Source organism: Chelatococcus sambhunathii (genome assembly GCF_001418005.1).
Lineage (GTDB): Bacteria > Pseudomonadota > Alphaproteobacteria > Rhizobiales > Beijerinckiaceae > Chelatococcus_A > Chelatococcus_A sambhunathii.
The window spans coordinates 470838-491077 of sequence record NZ_LIOL01000003.1; the positions used below are offsets into that span (position 1 = coordinate 470838).

At 67.7% G+C, this 20240-nt stretch carries 17 protein-coding genes; 10 read left to right on the plus strand and 7 right to left on the minus strand.

From position 1 onward, the window contains the following. Window positions 1-5 precede the first annotated feature (5 nt). Entirely contained in the window at window positions 6-719 is a 714-nt protein-coding gene (locus ASC46_RS08730; protein WP_055458889.1) for a GntR family transcriptional regulator, read from the minus strand. 257 nt (window positions 720-976) lie between these two features. On the opposite strand from ASC46_RS08730, the gene ASC46_RS08735 reads away from it, so the two are divergent. The 6 genes from ASC46_RS08735 to ASC46_RS08760 all read left to right on the plus strand — a co-directional run bounded on the left by ASC46_RS08735 (window position 977) and on the right by ASC46_RS08760 (window position 6850). After that, the gene (locus ASC46_RS08735; protein WP_055458890.1) at window positions 977-2062 is read left to right on the plus strand and encodes an ABC transporter ATP-binding protein; all 1086 of its coding nucleotides are present in this window, start codon (window positions 977-979) and stop codon (window positions 2060-2062) included. Window positions 2063-2108: 46 nt separating this feature from the next. Further along, on the plus strand, window positions 2109-3410 hold the full coding sequence (locus ASC46_RS08740) for an ABC transporter substrate-binding protein (protein WP_055458891.1): 1302 nt from the start codon (window positions 2109-2111) through the stop codon (window positions 3408-3410). Between the two features lie 92 nt (window positions 3411-3502). Further along, window positions 3503-4417, plus strand: a complete 915-nt coding sequence (locus ASC46_RS08745; RefSeq protein WP_055458892.1) for an ABC transporter permease — start codon at window positions 3503-3505, stop codon at window positions 4415-4417. 1 nt (window position 4418) lies between these two features. Next, on the plus strand, window positions 4419-5237 hold the full coding sequence (locus tag ASC46_RS08750) for an ABC transporter permease (protein ID WP_055458893.1): 819 nt from the start codon (window positions 4419-4421) through the stop codon (window positions 5235-5237). A 27-nt stretch (window positions 5238-5264) separates the two neighbouring features. After that, window positions 5265-6011, plus strand: coding sequence for an aspartate/glutamate racemase family protein (locus ASC46_RS08755; RefSeq protein WP_055458894.1), 747 nt, complete (start codon window positions 5265-5267; stop codon window positions 6009-6011). Further along, complete coding sequence (locus tag ASC46_RS08760; RefSeq protein ID WP_055458987.1) at window positions 6011-6850, plus strand: GNAT family N-acetyltransferase; 840 nt, start codon at window positions 6011-6013, stop codon at window positions 6848-6850. The genes ASC46_RS08755 and ASC46_RS08760 overlap by 1 nt, the downstream gene beginning before the upstream one ends. A 12-nt stretch (window positions 6851-6862) precedes the next feature. On the opposite strand, the gene ASC46_RS08765 is transcribed toward ASC46_RS08760, so the two are convergent. The 3 genes from ASC46_RS08765 to ASC46_RS08775 all read right to left on the minus strand — a co-directional run bounded on the left by ASC46_RS08765 (window position 6863) and on the right by ASC46_RS08775 (window position 10833). Next, window positions 6863-7909 (minus strand): phosphotransferase family protein, encoded by a 1047-nt coding sequence (locus tag ASC46_RS08765; protein ID WP_055458895.1) that lies wholly within the window; start codon window positions 7907-7909, stop codon window positions 6863-6865. A gap of 18 nt (window positions 7910-7927) precedes the next feature. Next, the gene (locus ASC46_RS08770) at window positions 7928-9532 is read right to left on the minus strand and encodes an AMP-binding protein (protein ID WP_055458896.1); all 1605 of its coding nucleotides are present in this window, start codon (window positions 9530-9532) and stop codon (window positions 7928-7930) included. Between the two features lie 86 nt (window positions 9533-9618). Continuing rightward, a complete protein-coding gene (locus tag ASC46_RS08775; protein ID WP_055458897.1) occupies window positions 9619-10833 on the minus strand; it encodes an acyl-CoA dehydrogenase family protein in 1215 nt (404 codons plus the stop codon). A gap of 435 nt (window positions 10834-11268) precedes the next feature. Between ASC46_RS08775 and ASC46_RS08780 the strand changes: the two genes are divergently transcribed. The 4 genes from ASC46_RS08780 to ASC46_RS08795 all read left to right on the plus strand — a co-directional run bounded on the left by ASC46_RS08780 (window position 11269) and on the right by ASC46_RS08795 (window position 18088). Next, on the plus strand, window positions 11269-13110 hold the full coding sequence (locus ASC46_RS08780; protein WP_055458898.1) for a sensor histidine kinase: 1842 nt from the start codon (window positions 11269-11271) through the stop codon (window positions 13108-13110). Further along, complete coding sequence (locus ASC46_RS08785) at window positions 13107-14453, plus strand: sigma-54-dependent transcriptional regulator (RefSeq protein ID WP_055458899.1); 1347 nt, start codon at window positions 13107-13109, stop codon at window positions 14451-14453. The genes ASC46_RS08780 and ASC46_RS08785 overlap by 4 nt, the downstream gene beginning before the upstream one ends. 206 nt (window positions 14454-14659) lie before the next feature. Further along, complete coding sequence (locus ASC46_RS08790) at window positions 14660-15634, plus strand: TAXI family TRAP transporter solute-binding subunit (protein WP_055458900.1); 975 nt, start codon at window positions 14660-14662, stop codon at window positions 15632-15634. Window positions 15635-15871: 237 nt separating this feature from the next. After that, window positions 15872-18088 carry a TRAP transporter permease gene (locus tag ASC46_RS08795; protein ID WP_055458901.1) on the plus strand — a complete coding sequence of 739 codons (2217 nt, stop codon included), beginning with the start codon at window positions 15872-15874 and terminating at the stop codon, window positions 18086-18088. Between the two features lie 85 nt (window positions 18089-18173). Here ASC46_RS08795 and ASC46_RS08800 read toward each other — a convergent pair whose 3' ends face one another. The 3 genes from ASC46_RS08800 to ASC46_RS21600 all read right to left on the minus strand — a co-directional run bounded on the left by ASC46_RS08800 (window position 18174) and on the right by ASC46_RS21600 (window position 20220). After that, window positions 18174-18407 carry a glutathione S-transferase C-terminal domain-containing protein gene (locus ASC46_RS08800; protein ID WP_342585598.1) on the minus strand — a complete coding sequence of 78 codons (234 nt, stop codon included), beginning with the start codon at window positions 18405-18407 and terminating at the stop codon, window positions 18174-18176. A gap of 136 nt (window positions 18408-18543) precedes the next feature. After that, complete coding sequence (gene hmgA, locus ASC46_RS08805) at window positions 18544-19917, minus strand: homogentisate 1,2-dioxygenase (protein WP_055458903.1); 1374 nt, start codon at window positions 19915-19917, stop codon at window positions 18544-18546. Window positions 19918-20052: 135 nt separating this feature from the next. Continuing rightward, on the minus strand, window positions 20053-20220 hold the full coding sequence (locus ASC46_RS21600) for a glutathione S-transferase family protein (RefSeq protein WP_210165982.1): 168 nt from the start codon (window positions 20218-20220) through the stop codon (window positions 20053-20055). Window positions 20221-20240: the final 20 nt, after the last annotated feature.

Sequence of the window (20240 nt, forward strand, 5' to 3'; positions counted from 1 at the left end):
CCGACCTACGGCGCCAGTGCCGCCTTCAGCGTGGGGCCGGTGCGGGCGCGCAGGTCGAGATCGGCCTCGATATGGTCGATGTGGCTGACGACGAGCGCGACCGCGACCGCCGCATCGCGCCTTTCGAGCGCATCGACGATGGCGTCGTGCTCGTCGTGGCCGCAGCTCGATGCGCCGGAGCGGCCATAGAGCGCGATGACGAGAAAGGAGCGGGCGATCAACTCCTCCATGAAGCGCTGCAGGATGGCATTGCCGCCCATGGCGGCGAGCAGCAGGTGGAATTCGCCCGAAGCCTTGATCTCGGCGCGCCGCGCGTCCGGCCCGCGCTCGTGCATGTGCCGGCGCTCGGCGGCGAGATGGGCCCGCAGGCGGGCGAGGTCGTCGGTCGTCACCCGCTCCGCCGCGGCGGCGACGATGCCGGGCTCGATCAGCCGGCGGGAGGCGAAGACCTGGCGCGCCTCCTCCGGCGAGGGATTGGCGACGAAAGCGCCGCGGTTGCGCTCGATGCGCACCAGTCCCTCGAAGGCGAGCATCTGCAGCGCCGCGCGCGCTACGGTGCGGCTCACGTCGAACAGCGCGCCGACCTCGCCCTCCGAGAGCTTTGTGCCGGGCGCCAGCCGGCGGTCGACGATGGCGTCGCGCAGCCGGTCATGAATCGCCTGCGTGCGGTCCTCGGCTGCATGCTGCCCATCGGCAGATGTCGAATCGATGCGGTTCATGCCCGTCTCACCCGCATAGGGTCTTTCCTTCTAGCGGGAAAAGCGGCGGAGGAAAGCCGAGATTGCCGGCAATAGAAGCTGAAATTGCATACAATTTTGCCGTCAGATCGGCGACAACTGCCCGGATTTTGTGCAGTTCGTTGACTTCCCCTGCTCGCCACGCTCGGCAGAAAACCTGAGCCATACCAGCGCCTTGGATCCGCTCCCGGCAACTGGCACGCCGGATGCTTCGTTCCCGGCAGACAGGGGAATGCCGCATGAGCAAGGCCGCCGCGATCGACATCGCCGCCGTATCCAAGATCTACGGGACGATGACCGCCGTCCACGCCATCAGTCTCAAGATCCCGGCGGGCAGCTATTGCTGCTTGCTCGGACCGTCGGGCTGCGGCAAGTCGACGACGCTCAGGATGATCGCCGGCCATGAACGTATCTCCTCGGGCGACATCCGGCTCGGCAACACCGTCGTCACCGACCTGCCGCCGGCACGGCGCGGCACGGCGATGATGTTCCAGTCCTACGCGCTCTTTCCCCATCTCGACGTCGTCGACAACGTCGCCTTCAGCCTGAAGATGAAAGGCGTGGCGAAGGAGGAGCGCCGTGCGCGGGCGCTCGATCTACTGAAGCTGGTGCAGATGGACACCTATGCCGACCGCCGGCCGGCGCAGCTCTCCGGCGGCCAGCAGCAGCGGGTGGCGCTGGCGCGCGCACTGATCACGGATCCGGAAGCGCTGCTGCTCGACGAGCCACTCTCCGCGCTCGATCCCTTCCTCAAGGTGAGGGTGCGGGCGGAGCTCAAGAAGCTGCAGAACGAGCTCGGTATCACCTTCGTCCACGTCACCCACAGCCAGGAGGAGGCGATGGCGCTCGCCGACCTCATCGTGGTGATGAACGAAGGTCGCATCGAGCAGGCGGCCCATCCGCGCACGATCTTCGAGCGGCCGGCCACCGCTTTCGTCGCCCGCTTCATGGGCGACCATAACGTCATCTCCGGCCGGGTGGCCGATGTGCGCGACGGCGCCGTCACGGTCGAGGTCGCCGGTGGCGGACGCTTCGATGCGCTCGGCCGGCCACCCGAGGGCGGGCAGGCGGACATCGCCGTGCGCACCGACCGCGTGCGCCTCGGCGAGGCGCCGGTGCCCGGGCTCGGCTTCACCGGCATCGTCACCAATGTCGAATATCGCGGCGCATCGGTGAAGCTGACGGCGAGCGGCGCCGGCATCGAGGATTTCACGGCAATCGTCGGCGATGGCCCTTTCTTCGCCAGGCCGGTCACGGTGGGCGAGGCGGTTCCGTTCGCCTGGCGTGCTGAGGACGCGATTGTACTCGGCCGGCTCGGTTCCTGAGCCGAGCGACGATCAAGCAGCAACAATCACAAGAGGGGATGAGGCCATGACCAGGACAACGAAGGACAAGCGCGGCATATCGGGCGGCATCTCGCGCCGCTCGCTCCTCAAGACCGGCGCTGCGGCCGCCGGCCTTGCCGCCGGCTCGGGCGCGATCACGGGCTTTCCGACCATCTGGGCGCAGAACCCGATCACCCTGCGCCAGTTCGGCACCGGCGTGTCGAACCTCAACGCCATCGCCGAGAAGTGCAAGGAGGACCTCGGCATCACCCTGGAGATGACGGCGACGGATTCGGACGCTGCCGCGCAGCGCGCCGTCACCCAGCCCGATTCCTACGATATCGCCGATATCGAATACTGGATCGCCAAGAAGGTCTTCCCGGCCGGCGTCCTGCAGCCGATGGACGTGTCGCGGCTCACCTATTTCGACAAGATCGTGCCGCTCTTCATCACCGGCAAGCTGACGCCGGACAGCGTCATCGCCCAGGGCACCGCGCCGCACACGGTCGGCTTCGTCGAGGGACCGGATTCGACCACCTTCGCCAAGGCGCCGACCGGCTGGCTGACGATGGTGCCGACCATCTACAACGCCGACACCCTTGGCATCCGGCCCGATCTCGTCGGCCGCCCGATCACCACCTGGGCCGACATCATGGACCCGGCCTTCCGCGGCAAGACCTCGATCCTCAACATCCCCTCCATCGGCATCATGGACGCGGCCATGATCATGGAGGCCTCGGGCGAGCTCACCTATGCCGACAAGGGCAACATGACGCGGGCCGAGATCGACAAGACCATCGATTTCCTCATCGCCGCCAAGCGCGCCGGCCAGTTCCGCGCCTTCTGGAAGTCCTTCGACGAGAGCGTCAACCTCATGGCCTCGGGCGAGGTCATCATCCAGTCCATGTGGTCGCCCGCCGTGGCGGCCGTGCGCTCGCGCGGCATCCCCTGCGTCTACCAGCCCCTCAAGGAAGGCTATCGCGCCTGGGGCGGCGGCATCGGCCTCGCCAAGCACCTCAGCGGCGCCAAGCTCGACGCGGCCTACGAATATATCAACTGGTACCTGTCGGGCTGGGTCGGCGCCTATCTCAACCGCCAGGGCTATTATTCCGCTGCCATGGAGACGGCGAAGAAGCACATGTCCGACGACGAATGGGGCTTCTGGGTCGAAGGCAAGCCGGCCAAGGGCGACATCCTCGCGCCCGACGGCAAGGTGATGGAGAAGGCGGGCGCCGTGCGCGATGGCGGCTCCTTCGAGGAGCGCATGGGCAAGGTCGCCTGCTGGAACTCGGTGATGGACGAGGACCGCTACATGGTCCGCCGTTGGAACGAGTTCATCGCCGCCTGAGCCTACGCCTTTCCGCCCTCTCCCTCGCCGGGAGGGGGCGGTCCGCCACGCGGGGCTTCGTCAGAGAAGTGTTTCACCCGAGGAAAGGCCGCATGGCCATCGCCGTCGAACAACCTGCCGCTTCCCCGGCCCGCCCGGCCGGCGCGCGCCTTGTCTCGGTGCTCGGTCGCCTCGCCGCCTATCTGCAGGCGGCGCCGCTCGCGCTCATCCTCGGCGTCTTCCTGCTCGCGCCGATCCTCATGATCGTGGCGGTCAGCTTCTGGGACTACGACTTCGCGCGGCTCTACCCCGATTTCGTCCTTACCAACTATGCCGAGACGCTTGGCTCATGGGTGACGTGGCGCACCTATCTCAACACGCTGAAATATGCCGCCATCGTCTGGGCGCTGACGCTCTTCATCGGCTTCTGGGTCGCCTATTTCATTGCCTTCCACGTCCGCACCGCGACCATGCAGACGGTGCTGTTCCTCGTCTGCACGGTGCCTTTCCTGACCTCCAACATCATCCGCATGATCTCCTGGATCCCGGTGCTGGGGCGGAACGGGCTCGTCAACGCCACGCTTATCGAGATGGGGCTCGTCTCGGCGCCGGTCGAATGGCTGCTTTATTCCGACTTCGCGGTCGTGCTCGCCATGGTGCATCTCTACACGCTGTTCATGGTGACGCCGATCTTCAACACGCTGATGCGCATCGACCGCGCGCTCATCGAAGCGGCGCGCGACGCGGGGGCGAACGGCTGTCAAGTGCTGTGGAACGTCGTCCTGCCGCTCGCCAAGCCGGGGATGGCGATCGGCACCATCTTCGTTGTTACGCTGGTGATGGCCGATTTCATCACCGTGCAGGTCATGTCCGGAGGCCAGAGCGCGTCGGTCGCGCTGATGATGCGCAACCAGATGTCGCTGCTGCAATATCCGGCGGCGGCCGCCAATGCGGTCGTGCTCCTTGTCCTTGTCCTCCTGATGGTGGCGGGCATCCTGCGCGTCGTCGACATCCGCAAGGAGCTCTGACATGGCCGGCGAAAGACGCTCCGTCACCTTCTGGATCCTCGCGGTCTTCTTCGGCCTGTTCCTCGTCTTCCTCTACGGGCCGCTGTCGGCCATCCTGATCCTGTCGTTCCAGGGGCCGAGCGGCGGCCTCACCTTCCCGCTCAACGGGGTCTCGCTGCACTGGTTCCGCAACCTCACCGAGCAGCAGGCGGTGGGCGATTTCGGCGGCTCCTTCCGCCGCTCCTTCACGCTCGGCCTCATGGTGATGGTGGTGACCGTCGTCGTTTCGCTGCTCGCCGGCCTCGCCTTCCGGCGCCGGTTCGTCGGGGCGACGCCGCTGTTCTACCTCGCTGTCGCCAGCCTCGTGGTGCCGTCGATCATCATCTCGCTCGGCATCGGCGTGATGTTCCAGCAGGTCGGCATCCGCCCGTCCTGGTACGGCTCGGCCTTCGGCGCGCACCTCACCTGGACGCTGCCCTTCGGCGTACTCATCATGTTCGCCGTCTTCAACCGCTTCTCGCCGGCCTACGAGGAGGCGGCGCGCGATCTCGGCGCCTCGCCGTGGCAGACCTTCCGCCACGTCCTCCTGCCGATGATCGCGCCGATGCTGGTCGGCGTCGGCCTCTTCGGCTTCACGCTGTCCTATGACGAATTCGCCCGCTCGCTGATGACGGCCGGCACCTACAACACCCTGCCGCTGGAGATTTACGGCATGACGACCAATGTCACCACGCCGGTGCTCTACGCGCTCGGCACGGTGACGACGCTCTTCTCCTTCCTCGTCATCTCGCTCACGCTCGGCATCATCGTCTGGCTCGGCCGGCGCAGGGCGCGGGGCTGACCGAAGGCCCGCGCACGGAACGTCCCCATGCATATCCTCGTCGTCAATCCCAACACCACCGCCTCGATGACCAAGACGATCGCGGCAGCCGCGCGCGCGGCCGCCGATCCCTCGACCGTCATCGAGGCCGTGACCTCCGCCATGGGCCCCGCCTCCATCGAGGGCTATTACGACGAGGCGCTGGCGGTGCCGGGCCTCCTCGCCGAGATCGCGCGGGGCGAGCGCGCGGGCGCCGCGGCGGCGGTCATCGCCTGTTTCGACGACACAGGGCTCGACGCGGCCCGCGCCATGGCGGCCATCCCGGTGATCGGCATCTGCGAGGCTGCGCTGAGCCTCGCCTCTTTCCTCGCCCGACGCTTCAGCGTGGTGACGATGTCGGAGCGTTCGCTCGTGCCGATCACCGAGCTCGTCCGCCGCTACGGCATGGAGCCGCGCGCCCGCGTGCGGGCGCTCGGCGTTCCCGTGCTCGATCTTGAAGACCGGTCATCCGATGCCGTTGCCGCGCTGCGCGGCGAGATTACCCGCGCCCTCAAGGAGGACCATGCCGAAGCGATCGTGCTCGGCTGCGCCGGCATGGCGGACCTTGCCGCCGCGCTGCAAGGCGAGTTCGGCATTCCCGTCGTCGATGGCGTGGGGGCGGCGGTCAAGCAGGCCGAGGCGCTCGTGACGCTCGGCTTGTCCACCGGCAAGCGCGGGGCCTATGCTCGGCCTGCCCCGAAGCCCTACACCGGCCTCCTCGCCGGCTTCGGGATCGAGGACAAGGCCGTCGCATGATGCCGCAAGCGCCGACGATACGCCCGCTGACGCTCGCTGAGATCGAGACGCTGGTCGACTGGGCGGCGGGCGAAGGCTGGAATCCCGGCCTCGCCGATGCTGCCGCCTTCCATGCCGCGGATTCGGGCGGCTTCCTCGGCGCCTTCATGGATGGCGAGATGGTCGCCGGCATCTCGGCCGTCGCCTACGGGGAGACGTTCGGCTTCATCGGGCTCTACATCTGCCGGCCGGATCGGCGCGGCAGGGGCCACGGGAAGGCCGTGTGGGATGCCGGCATGGCGCGGCTCGCGGGCCGTACCATCGGTCTCGACGGCGTGCCCGCACAGCAGGCCAACTACCGCAGCATGGGCTTCGTCCCGGCCTATCGCACCATCCGCTACAGCGGTCGCTTCGCGCCGGCGGCCGCCTCGTCCGGCGCGGTCCGGCCGGTGACGTCCGATTTCGTCGAGGCCGTCGCCGCCTTCGATGGCGGCTTCTTCCCGGCACCGCGCCGGGCTTTCCTGAAGCAATGGCTGCGCCCGCCGCATGTCGCCCTCGTGGCGATGGGGCAGGACGGCATCGCCGGCTACGGCGTCGCCCGGCCCTGTCGCGAGGGTTTCAAGATCGGCCCGCTCTTCGCACGGGACGGCGGAACCGCCGAGGTCCTGCTCTCGGCCCTCGCCGGCGTCTGCGGCGGCCCCGTCCATATCGACGTGCCGGAGACGGCCGGGAGCTTCCCGGCCTTCCTCGCCGCGGCGGGGCTGTCGCCGGGCTTCGAGACCGCGCGCATGTACCGCGGCGCCGCGCCGGCGATCGACCTTGGCGGCGTCTTCGGCATCACGACGCTGGAGCTGGGCTGAACATCCGCGCCCTCACCAGTCCGTCGTCTCGATGACCTCGAGCGCTCTCCCGGCGAAGCGGCCCGCGAGGGGCCCGAGCCTTGCCGCATCGGCCGATGCGGCATTGCCTGCCCGTGCCCGGTCGGCGATGCCGACGAAGATGACCGCGAAGCGGAAGAGCGCGAAGGCGACATGGAACCGCGCGAGCGGAGCGGTCGGCACTGCATGGGCCTGATAATGGGCGACGAACTCGCGCCGGGAGGGGATGCCGAGCCCGGCATGGTCGAGGCCGAGAATGCCGCCGTATTCGTCCGGCGCCGTGTGCCACGGCATGCAGCAGAAGCCGAGATCGGCAAGGGGATGGCCGAGGGTCGACAGCTCCCAGTCGAGAATGCCGATGACGAGCGGTTCCTCAGGGTGGAAGAGCAGGTTGCCGAGGCGGAAATCCCCGTGCGCGATCGCGACCATCCCGTCATCCGCAGGCAGGTTCTCCCTGAGCCAGGCTTCGACGCGGGCGAGGGCAGGAACGGGATCGCCCGGTGAGGCGGCGAGCTGTTTCGACCAGCGCGCGATCTGCCGCTCGAAATAGCTGCCGGGTCGGCCGAAGTCGGCAAGGCCGACATCCTGCGGGCGGATGGCGTGCAGCTTCGCCAGCGCCTCGACCATGCCGAGATAGATGCCGCGCCTTTCTGCGGGTGCGAGTTCCGGCAGCGCGCAATCGTGGAAGACGCGGCCTTCGAGCCGCTCCATCAGGTAGAAGGGCGTGCCGAGGAGGTCCGCATCGGCATGGTAGAGGATCGGGCGCGGCACCGGCACGTCGGTCGCGATGAGCGCCTCAAGCACCCGGTATTCCCGGTCGATCGCATGCGCCCCGCGCAGAATCTCTCCGTTCGGCTGCTTGCGCAGGACCATGCGGCGGTCGCCGAAATCGACGAAATAGGTCGGGTTCGACTGCCCGCCGCCGATCCTGCTCATGCGGAAGGGATCGGCGCTTCCGCCGAAGCGCTGCGCAAGGAAGCGCTGGAGGGCGGCGGGATCGAAATCGATATCGGGCGTGCGGGCCGGACCCGTCGTGGTCATTGCCGAGACCTCCCGGTGTCAGGCGGCGCCGACCGCCGCCGCGGCGCGGAGCCGGAACTTCTGGATCTTGCCCGTCGCCGTCTTCGGGACTTCGCCGAAGACGAAGCGCTTCGGCACCTTGAAGCCTGCGAGCCGCTCCCGGCAGAAGGCCGTGAGCTCTTCGGCCGTCGCCGTGCCTGTACCCTTGAGCTCGATGAAGGCGCAGGGCACCTCGCCCCACTTGGGATCGGGGGCCGCCACCACGGCGGCGATAAGGACGGCGGGGTGCTGGTGCAGCACGTTCTCGACCTCGAGGCTCGAGATATTCTCGCCGCCCGAGATGATGACGTCCTTGGCGCGGTCCCTGATCTCGATGCGGCCGTCGCCGTGTACGACTGCGAGGTCGCCCGTGTGGAAGACGTCGCCCGCAAAGGCGCTCGCGGTCGCCGCCTCGTCGCGGTAATAGCCGGCCATCAGCGTGTTGCCGGCGAGCACGATCTCGCCCGTCGTCGTGCCGTCGCGGGCGACATCCCCTCCCCCACCGTCCACGACGCGCACCCTGCTGCCGGTGACGTGCCGAAAACCCTGCCGCGCCAGGAGCTGCGCCTTCGCCTCCACAGCGAGGTCCGCCGCCTCGTCGAGCTCGCACAAGGTGGCGGGCCCGTAGGATTCCGTCAGTCCGTAGAGATGGATCAGGTCGAAGCCGAGTGCCTCCATCTGCGCGATGAGCGCGCTCGTCGGCGCCGCGCCGCCCGTTGCGACCCGCACCATGCGGGAGACGTCCTTCTTCTCCCGGTCCGGATGGTTCAGCAGCATGTAGAGCACCACCGGCGCGCAGCTGAGATGCGTGACGCCGTGCTGCTCGATGGCCGCGAAGATGAGGGCCGGATCGACGCGATCGAGGCAGACGTGGAGGCCACCCGCCGCCGTCACGGCCCAAGTGTGGCACCAGCCGTTGCAGTGGAACATCGGCAGGGTCCAGAGATAGACGCTGCGCCGGTCGAGCCCGAGCGCCAGCACGTTGCCGAGCGCATTGAGATAGGCGCCGCGGTGGTGATAGACGACGCCCTTCGGCCGTCCTGTCGTGCCCGAGGTGTAGTTGAGGCAGATCGGCTGCCACTCGTCCCTCACGAAGTGCCGGTAATCGATATCGCTGGACCCATTGCCACCGCCGAAGAGGTCGAGGGCATCGGGACCCATATGCTCTCCATCGGTGCCGAGGACGACGACAGGCGTGTGCGCCGCTGTTGCCGCTGCCTGCGCGATGCCGAGACAGGAGGGGTCCGTGACCAGGAGGCGCGACTGCGCATGGTCGAGGATGTAGCTGACCGTGTCCGGCTCCAGCCGCGTGTTGATGGTGTTGAGCACCGCGCCGATCATCGGCACGGCATAATGGGCTGCGAGCATCTCCGGCCGGTTCGGGGCGATGAGGGAGACCACGTCGCCGGGTTCGATGCCCCGGCCGAGGAGGAAGGCCGCGAAGCGCGCGACCATCCGCCCGAAGGCGCGATAGGTCAGCGTCCGCTCCCGCCAGATCACGGCCGGGCGCTCGGGATGGGCCTCGACCGTGCGGTCGAGCAGGTCGAGCGGCGTCAGGGGAACGTGGTTGGCCGGCCGTGGCGCGAGATGGGCATCAAGACGCATGAATTGCTGTCCTCCCTCCGTTCGTTTTCCTGGCCGAGGCTTTCTTGGATGGGCCCCTTGCTGCCTGATCGTCTCGGGCGTTCACCTCACATCGGCGGGGCTGCGACGTCCCAGCGCCAGAAACCCGTTCCCTCCTCGTTCAGGAACCGGTTCAGAACCATCTTGTGGACCTCGTCGGCGCCGTCGACCAGCCGCGCCTGCCGGGCGTAGCGGTAGATCCACTCCAGCACCGTATCCTTGGAATAGCCGCGCGCGCCGTTGATCTGGATGGCGACGTCGGCGGCCTCGTGCAGGAGGTTCGCCACGTGGATCTTGGCCATCGAGACTTCCTTCCGGGCGAAGCCGCCGCGGTCGAGCTCCCACGCCGCGCGCATGACGAGGAGCCGGCCGATCTCGATGCGCATGGCGAGCCCGCCCAGCATGAGCTGGATGCTCTCCCGGTCCGCCAGCCGTTGGCCGAAGCCGTGGCGCTCGCCCGCATAGGCCCGCGCGATCTCGACCGAGCGCTTGGCGAGGCCGAGCCAGCGCATGCAATGGGTGAGGCGCGCGGGGCCGAGCCGCACCTGCGTCACCTTCATGCCCCGCCCCTCATCGAGAAGAATGTCACTTGCCGGGATCTCGAGGCCGTCGAACACGAGCTCGCAATGCCCGCCGTGCTCCTCCGGCCCCATGATGGGAATGCGCCGCTCGATGCGCCATCCCGGCTGGTCCTTGTGGAAGAGAAAGGCGGTAAGGCCGTGGCGGGGATCGTCGGACGTGCGCGCGACGAGGATGAAATGGCTCGCCTCCCCGGCCCCGGTGATGAACCATTTGCGGCCGGTGACGACATAGGTGTCGCCGCGTTTTTCGGCGCGCGTGAGCATCATCGACGGGTCGGAGCCGCCGCCCGGATGGGGCTCGGTCATGGCGAAGGCGGAGCGGACCTTGCCCGCGACGATCGGGGCAAGCCACCGCTCCTGCTGCTGCGGCGTTCCCACCGCCTCCAGCAGCATCATGTTGCCGTCGTCCGGCGCCGCCGCGTTGAAGACGACGGGGCCGAAGATGGAGCGGTTCATCTCCTCGTAGCAGACCGCCATGCCGACCTTGCCGAGCCCGGCGCCCCCCGTCTCCTCCTTGAGCTGCAGGCACCAGAGCCCGGCGGCCCTCGCCTTTTCGCGCAAGGGCCCGAGCAGATCGAGCGTGATGTTGCCATGGTCGTCGAAGGACCGGGGGTCGGCCTCCAACGGCAGGATCTCGCGCGCCACGAAATCGGCGATACGCGCGCGATAGTCCTCGATTCTTGGGGAAATTTCGAAGTTCATGCCAGCCCCACGACGCCGAAACCAGATCGCTGCCGCCGGCTGCCGGGCAGAGCAGCGGGCTCCGCCCACGGTATTCAAGGCTTATGCCGGGGCCAATCGGGATTTTGCGAAGGTGGGGCGGGCGATCGTGCAGCGCCCGCTTGCGCTCAGCCGCGCTTGCGGACGAATTCGGTGCGCAGGACGAGGCCCTTGAGTCGTGGTGGCGGCAGTCGATCGCCTCGATATTGTCTTGATGTCCTTGATGAGGGCCACCGAGTCACCATCAGTCAGGACGTTGCCGGGCGCCATTTACGGGTCGTCTCGTCTGATCTGTGGACCTGAGCTTGCGCACTTACTCAGCCTGGCGGTGGCCATCGCCGTCTGGCCTGTGGTAGATGTGGGGGACAGGAAGGAGCGCGGAGCTGCGCTCGAAAAAGGGCTGCGACAGGCGGCGACTTGCGGAAAATCTGGCTCACATGGGCCCGCCTCGGGGTGCTCGTCGTTCTTGCATGTGCCGCTGCCATCTGGGGCGGCACGGCGGCGACGCGCATCTACCTCGCCGAGACGGCTGCGCGCGGGCAGACGACGCTGCGCCTTGCCGTCGCTGCCCTCCATGGCCACATGCGCCGCTACGAGCCGCTGCCTTCGCTCATCGCCGATCATGACGACATCCGCGAGCTGGCGCGGCGGCCGGAGAATCCGGGCCTCAGGGCCACGGCCAACCGTTATCTCAAGGAAATCAACGGCCTGCTCGAATCGTCCGATATCTACGTCATGGCCCCCGATGGCGTCACCATAGCGGCCAGCAACTACGACGAGCCGCTGAGCTTCGTCGGCGAGAACTTCAGCTACCGGCCCTATTTCCAGGATGCCATGAAAGGCGAGCGCGGTCGCTTCTTCGCGCTCGGTACCACTTCGCTGAAGCGCGGCTACTATTATTCGGCGCCCATCCGCGACGGCGAGGCGATCCGCGGCGTCGTCGTCTTCAAGGTCGATGTCGACGTCATCGAATTGTCCTGGCGCGGCAGCGACCATGTCATCATCGTCACCGATCCGGAGGGCATTGTCTTCCTTACCGGCCGCGACGAGTGGCGCTATGCCGGGCTCGAGCCGCTGACACCGGAACGGTTGGCGCGCACCCACGCCTCGCGCCGCTATGCCGATGCCCGGTTGTATCCGCTGCCCATCGAGAGCCATGGCAGCGAGGCCGGACACGCCTTGATGACGATCGGCGAGGCCAATGGCGAGCCGCGCGAATATCTCGTCCTGAGCGAGCCGATGCCGGAGGCCGGCTGGACGGTGAAAGTGCTGCTCGACACAGCTTCGGCCAGAGCCCAGGCTTTCACCGCGCTCGTCGCCATCTTCCTGTGCCTTGCGCTTGCCGGCATGGTCGCCGCGGTCGTCCTGCAGCGGCGGGCGCGCATGGCCGAGCGCATGGCACTGCAGCAGGAGGCCCGCGAGACGCTGGAGCGGCGGGTCGCCGAGCGCACGCGCGACCTCGCCGCGGTGAACAGCCGGCTCGAGACGGAGGTGGCCGAGCGCCGCGCCACGGAGCAGCGTCTGCGCCAGACGCAGGACGACCTCATCCAGGCCGGCAAGCTCGCCGCTCTCGGCCAGATGTCTGCGGCGCTGTCACACGAGTTCAACCAGCCGCTCGCGGCGCTGCGCACCTATGCCGACAACGCGGCCGTGCTCATCGACCATGACCGCATCGCGGATGCGCGCGAGAATATCAGGCGCATCGCCGCTCTTACGGACCGGCTGGCCTCCATCAGCCGCCACCTGCGCAACTTCGCCCGCAAGCCCAACCAGAAGCTGGGCCCCGTCGACGTGCGCGACGTGGTGCGCGACACGCTCGAGATCGTCGCCTGGCGGCTCAGGGCTGCTCAGGCCGAACTCGTGACCGACATTGGCGAAGGCCCGCTCATGGTGCGCGGCGGCGCTGTGCGCCTGCAGCAGGTGCTCGTCAATCTCATTACCAATGCCGCCGATGCCGTGGAGGGGCGGCCCGAGCGCACGATCACCCTGCGGGCGTCGCGACAGGGCGGCCAAGTGCTCATCAGCGTGAGCGACCCGGGCCCCGGCGTGCCGGACGCCATCGCCGGACGGATCTTCGATCCCTTCTTCACGACCAAGGGTGTCGGCAAGGGCCTCGGCCTCGGCCTGTCGATCTCCTACAACATCATCCAGGATTTCGGCGGCAATCTGCTCGTCGCCAATGCGCCGGAGGGCGGCGCTGTCTTCACCATCCAACTCGCGGCGCTGGACCTCGGCGCGCCCCGGGAGGCGGCCGAATGAGCGGGGCGCAGATCCTGCTTGCCGACGACGAAGACGACCTGCGCATCGCTTCGGTGCAGGGGCTGGAACTCGCCGGCTTTGCCGTGCGCGGCTTCGCCAGCGCCGAGGAGGTGTTGAGTCGCGTCGGCTACGACTTCGACGGCCTCGTGATGACGGACATCCGCATGCCCGGCATGGACGGCATGTCGCTGATGAACCGCATCCACGAGATCGACCCGGACATTCCCGTCGTCCTGCTCACCGGCCATGCGGATGTGCAACTCGCTGTCCGCGCCATGCGCGAGGGCGCCTACGATTTCGTCGAGAAGCCCTTTACCGTGCAGAACCTCGGCGACATCGCCCGGCGCGCGCTCGACCGGCGCGCCCTCGTTCTCGAGAACCGCCGCCTTCGGGCGCTGGCGGGTAAACGGGACGACATCGAGACGCGCTTGCCCGGCCGCAGCGCGCTGATGGTCGATCTTCGCTACCGGTTGCGGGCCATCGCCGCGACCGACGCCGACGTGCTGATCGTCGGCGACACCGGCACGGGCAAGGAGGTTGCCGCCCGTGCCCTGCACGACATCAGCGCCCGCGCGGGGCGGCCGGTCGTCGCCATCAACTGCGCCGCGATGCCGGCGGCGCTGATGGAGAGCGAGCTCTTCGGCCACGAGGCGGGCGCTTTCCCCGGCGCCTTGCGGCCGCGCTATGGCAAGTTCGAGCACGCGCGCGGCGGCACCATCCTGCTCGACGAGATCGGCTCGATGCCGCTCGAATTGCAGGCCAAGCTGCTGCGCGTCATCCAGGAGCGGGTCATCACCCGCCTCGGCTCCAACGAACCCGTGCCGCTCGACGTGCGCTTCATCGCACTTAGCAAGTCGGATCTCGACAAGGAGGTGGCGGCCGGGCGCTTCCGGGCCGACCTCTACTACTGCCTCAACGTCGTCAGCCTGCGCATGCCTGCCCTCGCCGCCCGGCCGGAGGACATACCGCTGCTGTTCCTGCAACTCGTGGCGGAAGCCCGGGCACGCTACCGCCGGGATGACATCGAGGTCCCGGCCCACGTCATCGCCGCCGTCAGCCAGAGGGCATGGCCCGGAAACGTGCGTGAACTGCGCAACGCGGCCGACCGTTTTGTCCTCGGCCTCGGCTGTGCCGACGAGGAGGGCGCCGATGAGTCTGGCGAACCGGCGAGCCTCGCCAGCCGTGTCGCGGATTACGAAAAGCGGCTCATCGCCTCGGCGCTCGCGGCGAGCGGCGGCGCGCTCAAGCCCGTCTACGAGGGCTTCGGCATCTCGCGGAAGACTCTCTACGAGAAGATGCAGAAGTATGGGCTCACCCGTCGGACCGCCGCAGAGCTGGAGTAATGCCGGTTTCGGGTGGAAATCCACCCACGGGCATCGGCCAAATGTTACGGTTTCCACCCATCGTCGGCGTCTTGGCGCAAAAAGATGCATTTGCCACCCTTGAATGATTGTCTCACGGGCGTGGCTGCGCGTTGATGCGGCCGGAGCCGAAGTGTGGATGGGAACCCGCACCGGCAACCCGCATTCGCTAAGCAAGGGAGGAAACGATGCGCAAGATCACGCTTGCGGCGCTCGGCGCCGCCGCGCTTTTCCTGGCAGCTCCGGCTGTGGCGCAGGACAAGACCGGCTGGCCGCAGAGCCTGACCATCGGCACCGCCAGCCAGGGCGGCACCTATTTCATCTACGGCAACGGTCTCGCCAACTTCATCAGCGAGAAGCTGGGAGTCAACGCCTCGGCCGAGGTGACCGGCGGCCCGGTGCAGAACGCAACGCTCGTGCAGACGGGCGATCACCAGATCGGTCTCGTCACCATGGGCCCGGCCTACGAGGCCTGGACTGGCAAAAGCGAGCTTGCCCCAGGCGTCGAACACAAGGACTTGCGCGCCCTCTTCCCCATGTACCAGACGCCGTTTCAGGTCGTGGCGCTGAAGTCGTCGGGTATTAAGGACGTCAAGGATCTCGCCGGCAAGCGTGTGGCTGTTGGTCCGGCCGGCGGCACCGCCGCCACCTACTGGCCGCGCTTCTTCGAGGTTCTCGAGGTCAAGCCGGTCATCAGCTATGCTGGCGCCAACGACGCCACGAGCCAGGTCAAGGACGGACTGATCGACGCCTTCGCCTTCGCCGCTGGCGTGCCGATCTCGGCCTTCGCCCAGATCGCGGCGGAGAACCCGGTCAACATCTTCGCCTTCACCAAGGAGCAGCAGAAGGCCATCCTCGACAAGATGCCCGAACTCGCCGAGTTCCAGATCCCCGGCGGCCTCTACCAGGGCTTTCCCGACCCGCAGGACACGGTGAGCCTGTGGAACTTTGCCGTGGCCCACAAGGACATGCCCGAGAGCCTCGCCTATGAGATCGTGAAGCTCGTGATGGAGAACAACGATCGCATGAAGCAGATCCACTCGACGGCGTCCGAGACCGTGCCGGGCCACGTCGACCGCAACAGCTTCCTGCCCTATCATCCTGGCGCCGTGCGCTATTTCGAGGAAAAGGGCATCACGATCCCGGACAACCTCAAGGGCTGAGCCGGACGCGCGGGGGCGGTACGCCCCGCCCCCGCCCTAGCCGGCCGCGCACCGGCTGACCGCAGACGTGTGTTACAAGCGGCCCGATACTGTCCGCCGGCCGCTCCGCCGCTGCACACAGCGCACCAAGGCAAAACGTGACGAACCGCCTGCAATGGCAGGCCGGCTCCGCTACCATATGCCGGCCGCCCGGCGGCCGGACGATGACCCAACGCATGTTCGAGGTGAGGGCCTGCTATGACCGGCACCCCACAGACGCCCCTTTCCGCAACGACTTCTCCGGCTGACACGTCTCGACAAGGTCCCGTCCTGGCACAGGGCGTCGACGAAGAGCCGCTTGCCGGCAACCAGCGCGATTTCACAGGCGGCCTAGGCGCCGGGCTGATGATCGTGCTGTGCATCCTCTACACCGCATTCCATATCGGGGTGATGAATTTCTACCCGCTGGAAACGTGGACCTATCGCCTGATCCACGTCGCGGGTGGCCTCGTCCTCGGCTTTCTTCTGTTCTCGGCGGCCAGCATCTCGGCTGCGCCCGCCGATGCCGGCCGGCCACTGCGCGTGGCGCCCCTGGAATGGCCACTCCTCATCGCCGCGGCCGCTGGCATCGGCTATGCCGCGGCCATGATCGCTTTCGCCTGGGGCGCCTGGTGGCTGACCGGCGCGGCGCGCCCGCCGGCCTTCGTCTTCGAGACCTACGGCGTGCCCCTCACCGCCGGCATGGTGGCGGCGCTTGCCGGCGCCTGGCTCTTTCCAGAGCGGGCGCGGGGGCGCGTGCACTGGGCCGATCTGCTGCTCGCCGTGGCGGCCGTCACGGTGCTCGGCTACATCCTGTTCAATGTCGGGGCGCTGCGACTGCGCGCCGGCACGGCCCTTGCCCAGACGGCGGACTTCTATGCCGCGCTCGTCGGCGTCATCCTCATCCTGGAGGCTACACGGCGCCTTGCCGGCCTCGCTCTCGTCGTCATCGCCGCCATCTTCATCCTCTATTCCTTCGCGGGGCCCTATCTGCCGGGCTTTCTCGCGCATCGTGGCTACACGCCCACGCGCTTCTTCACCTACATCTACACGGACCAGGGCATCCTCGGCGATACGACGGCCGTCTCCTCGACCTACATCATCCTGTTCATCACCTTTGCGGCCTTCCTGCAGGCCTCGAAGGTCGGCGACTATTTCGTCAACTTCGCCTTCGCCGCCGCCGGCCACGCCCGTGGCGGCCCGGCCAAGGTCGCCGTCTTCGCCTCCGGCCTCATGGGCATGATCAACGGCACGTCGGCCGGCAACGTCGTCGCCACCGGCTCGCTCACCATCCCGCTCATGAAACGGGTCGGCTATCCGGCGCGGTCGTCGGGCGCCATCGAGGCGGCCGCGTCCTCGGGCGGGCAGATCATGCCGCCCATCATGGGCGCCGGCGCCTTCATCATGGCCGAGGTCACCGGCATTCCCTATACCGAGATCGTCGTCGCGGCGATCATCCCCTCCGTGCTCTACTTCGCCTCGGTCTACTTCATGGTCGACCTGCAGGCGTTGAAGCTCGGCATGAAGGGCCTGCCGCGCGAGGAGTTGCCGGTCTTCGCCAAGCTGGTGAGGCAGGTCTACCTGTTCATCCCGGTCATCATCCTCATCTACGCGCTGTTCTCGGGTTATTCGGTCATTCGCGCCGGCACCCTCGCCATGGTGGCGGCGGCCGTGGTCAGCTGGCTGACGCCTTACCGCATGGGGGTCGCGGCCGTGCTGCGCGCCTTCGAGCTGGCAGCGAAGATGTCGATCCAGCTCGTGGCGGTCTGTGCCTGTGCCGGCATCATCGTCGGCGTCATCGCCCTTACCGGCGTCGGCGCCCGCTTCTCTGCCCTGCTCTTGGCGCTCGCGGCGCAGAACCAGCTGCTCGCCCTGTTCTTCGCCATGTGCATCGCCATCGTGCTCGGCATGGGCATGCCGACGACGGCCGCCTATGCCGTGGCGGCGGCGGTGGTGGCGCCGGGTCTCATCAGCCTGGGCATTCCGGTCCTGACGGCGCATTTCTTCGTCTTCTATTTCGCCGTCATGTCAGCCATCACGCCGCCGGTCGCGCTCGCCGCCTATGCGGGTGCGGCACTGTCGGGCGCGGACCCCATGCGCACCTCGGTGGAGAGTTTCAAGATCGGCCTGGCCGCCTTCGTGGTGCCATTCATGTTCTTCTATTCTCAAGCGCTGCTCATGCAGGGCGACTGGCTCGAGATCGCGCATGTCTTCGTCACGGCGTCCGTCGGAATCTTTCTGCTGGCTGCCGCCGTGCAGGGCTGGTTCTTCGGGCTGCTGAATCCACTCGTGCGGGTCGTCCTGCTCATCGGCGCACTCGCCATGATCAAGGGCGGCCTTATCTCGGACCTCGTCGGCCTCGCGATCGGGGCCGGCGTTCTCCTCTACCAGAAGAAAGTGGTGAGCCCGCGCGACCTCGCGCACGGGCTCGACTGAGGCCGCTCGCCCCGGCCGCCTTGCTCGTGCGTCCGGCGGTCCAGGCCGTCGCCTGCACCGCCGGACGCGCGACGAGGCCGCGATATCAGTCCCGGAGTGGTTCTTGCCGGGCGACGTCCGGCAGGCCGCGTTCCTCGACATGCAGGATGCGCGGGCAGGCATCGAGCGGTACCTCGAATCGCCGGGCGGCGTAGAGCTGGGGAATGAGGCAGACGTCGGCGAGCGACGGCTCGGACCCGAAGCAGAAGCCGTCGTCCCCGATGGGAGCCTCGACCGCCGCGTGCCCATTGCCCATCCATGTCGCGATCGAGTTACTCACCTGCATTTCCGAACAGTCCAGCGTGGGCGGGATTGTGGCACGGCACGCGCCGAAGCTATTGCCGACCGGGAGGCCACCGGCCGCGGTCTCCCGGCTTTCCAACAAGGGGCTCGCCGAACCCCCGTCATGGCGCCACTCATGATGGCGCCGCGCATGGCCTCTGTGGATCGAAATGGATCTTCAGCTTGCGTCCGTAGGCCCGGTAGTCTTTCTGCAGCGCCTCGGTCCCGGCGGCGAAGGCGCTCACCTTCTGCGGGAAGCGCGTCTCGAACATGAAGGCGAGCGTGCCCTCGAGCCTGTGCGGCTTCAGCTCGACGTTGCTCGCCCTCTCGAAGGCGTCCACGTCGGGCCCGTGCGGCAGCATCGTGTTGTGCAGCGAGATGCCGCCGGGCACGAAGCCGCCGCCGGTCTTGGCGTCATAGACGCCGTAGACGAGCCCCATGAACTCGCTCATCACGTTCATGTGGTACCAGGGCGGGCGGAAGGTGTTCTCGGCGACGAGCCAGCGATCCGGGAAGATGACGAAGTCGACATTGGCCGTACCCGGCGTCTCCGATGGAGAGGTCAGCACGGTGAAGATCGACGGGTCGGCATGATCGTAGAGGACTGGTCCCACCGGCGAATAGCGGCGCAGGTCATATTTGTAGGGCGCGTAATTGCCGTGCCAGGCCACGACATCGAGCGGCGAGCGGTCGATGTCCGCCGCCCAGAGGGAGCCACCCCATTTTACATACATCGTCGAGGCCGCCTCGCGGTCCTCATAGGCGGCGACCGGCGTCAGGAAGTCGCGTGGATTGGCGAGGCAGTTGGCGCCGATCGGTCCACGCTCGGGCAGGGTGAAGGCCCCGCCGTAGTTCTCGCACAGATAGCCGCGCGCCGGCCCGCCCCGCAACTCGACGCGGATCTTCACGCCGCGCGGGATGACGGCGATCTCGCCCGGTCCGATGTCGATGATGCCGAACTCGGTCCACAGGCGCAGGTTGCCTTGCTGCGGCACGAACAGCATCTCGCCATCGGCGTTGTAGAAATACTCGTCCGCCATCGAGCGGGTGACGAGATAGACATGCGCGCCCATGCCGGCCTGCGCACCGGCATCGCCCGCCGTTGTGATGGTGTGGATTCCTTCGACAAAGGACATCTCTTTATCCGGGATCGGAAGCGGATCCCAACGCATCGGCGCGATCGGCACCTCGGCCTCTACCGCCGGCGCCGTGCGCCACAGCCCGATGTCCACTTGCCGAAACTCGCCCCAATGGGCCACCGTCGGGCGGATGCGGTAGAGCCAGGATCGCTCGTTCGTCGTGCGTGGCGCCGTGAAGGGAGAGCCGCTGAGCTGCTCGGCATAGAGGCCATAGGCGCATTTCTGCGGCGAGTTGCGGCCGAGCGGCAGCGCCCCGGGCAGCGCCTCGGTCTCGAAGCCGTTGCCGAAGCCCGACATGTAGCCCCGCTGGATGGCACTCTCGGGCCGCCCCGCACGGCCGGCATCAGGGGATGAATGCTGGTCATTCATGAGCGGAACCTCCTGTCTGGTCACGTCCGCGGCCGTCGTCTCCGGCGGCCGCAGGGCGGACGCTGATGGGGCCGATTCTGAGCCCGACCGCCCCTCGCCGGAAGGCCGGTCGCGAGATCGTGCCCCACCCGCTCGTCAGTGCGGCCGAGACGCCTGCATCGAAGGGCGCTCGGCGAAGGTCGCATACCATCTGGCAAGCGTGGGATGCGGGCGATGCCAGTCCTTGTCGGCGAAGCGGAAGTCGTAGAGCGCGGAGCCGTCGAGGAGAGCCGTCGGCACCTTGCCGGAGAGGTTGCGCGCCACGATCTGGCCTCACGCTTCGC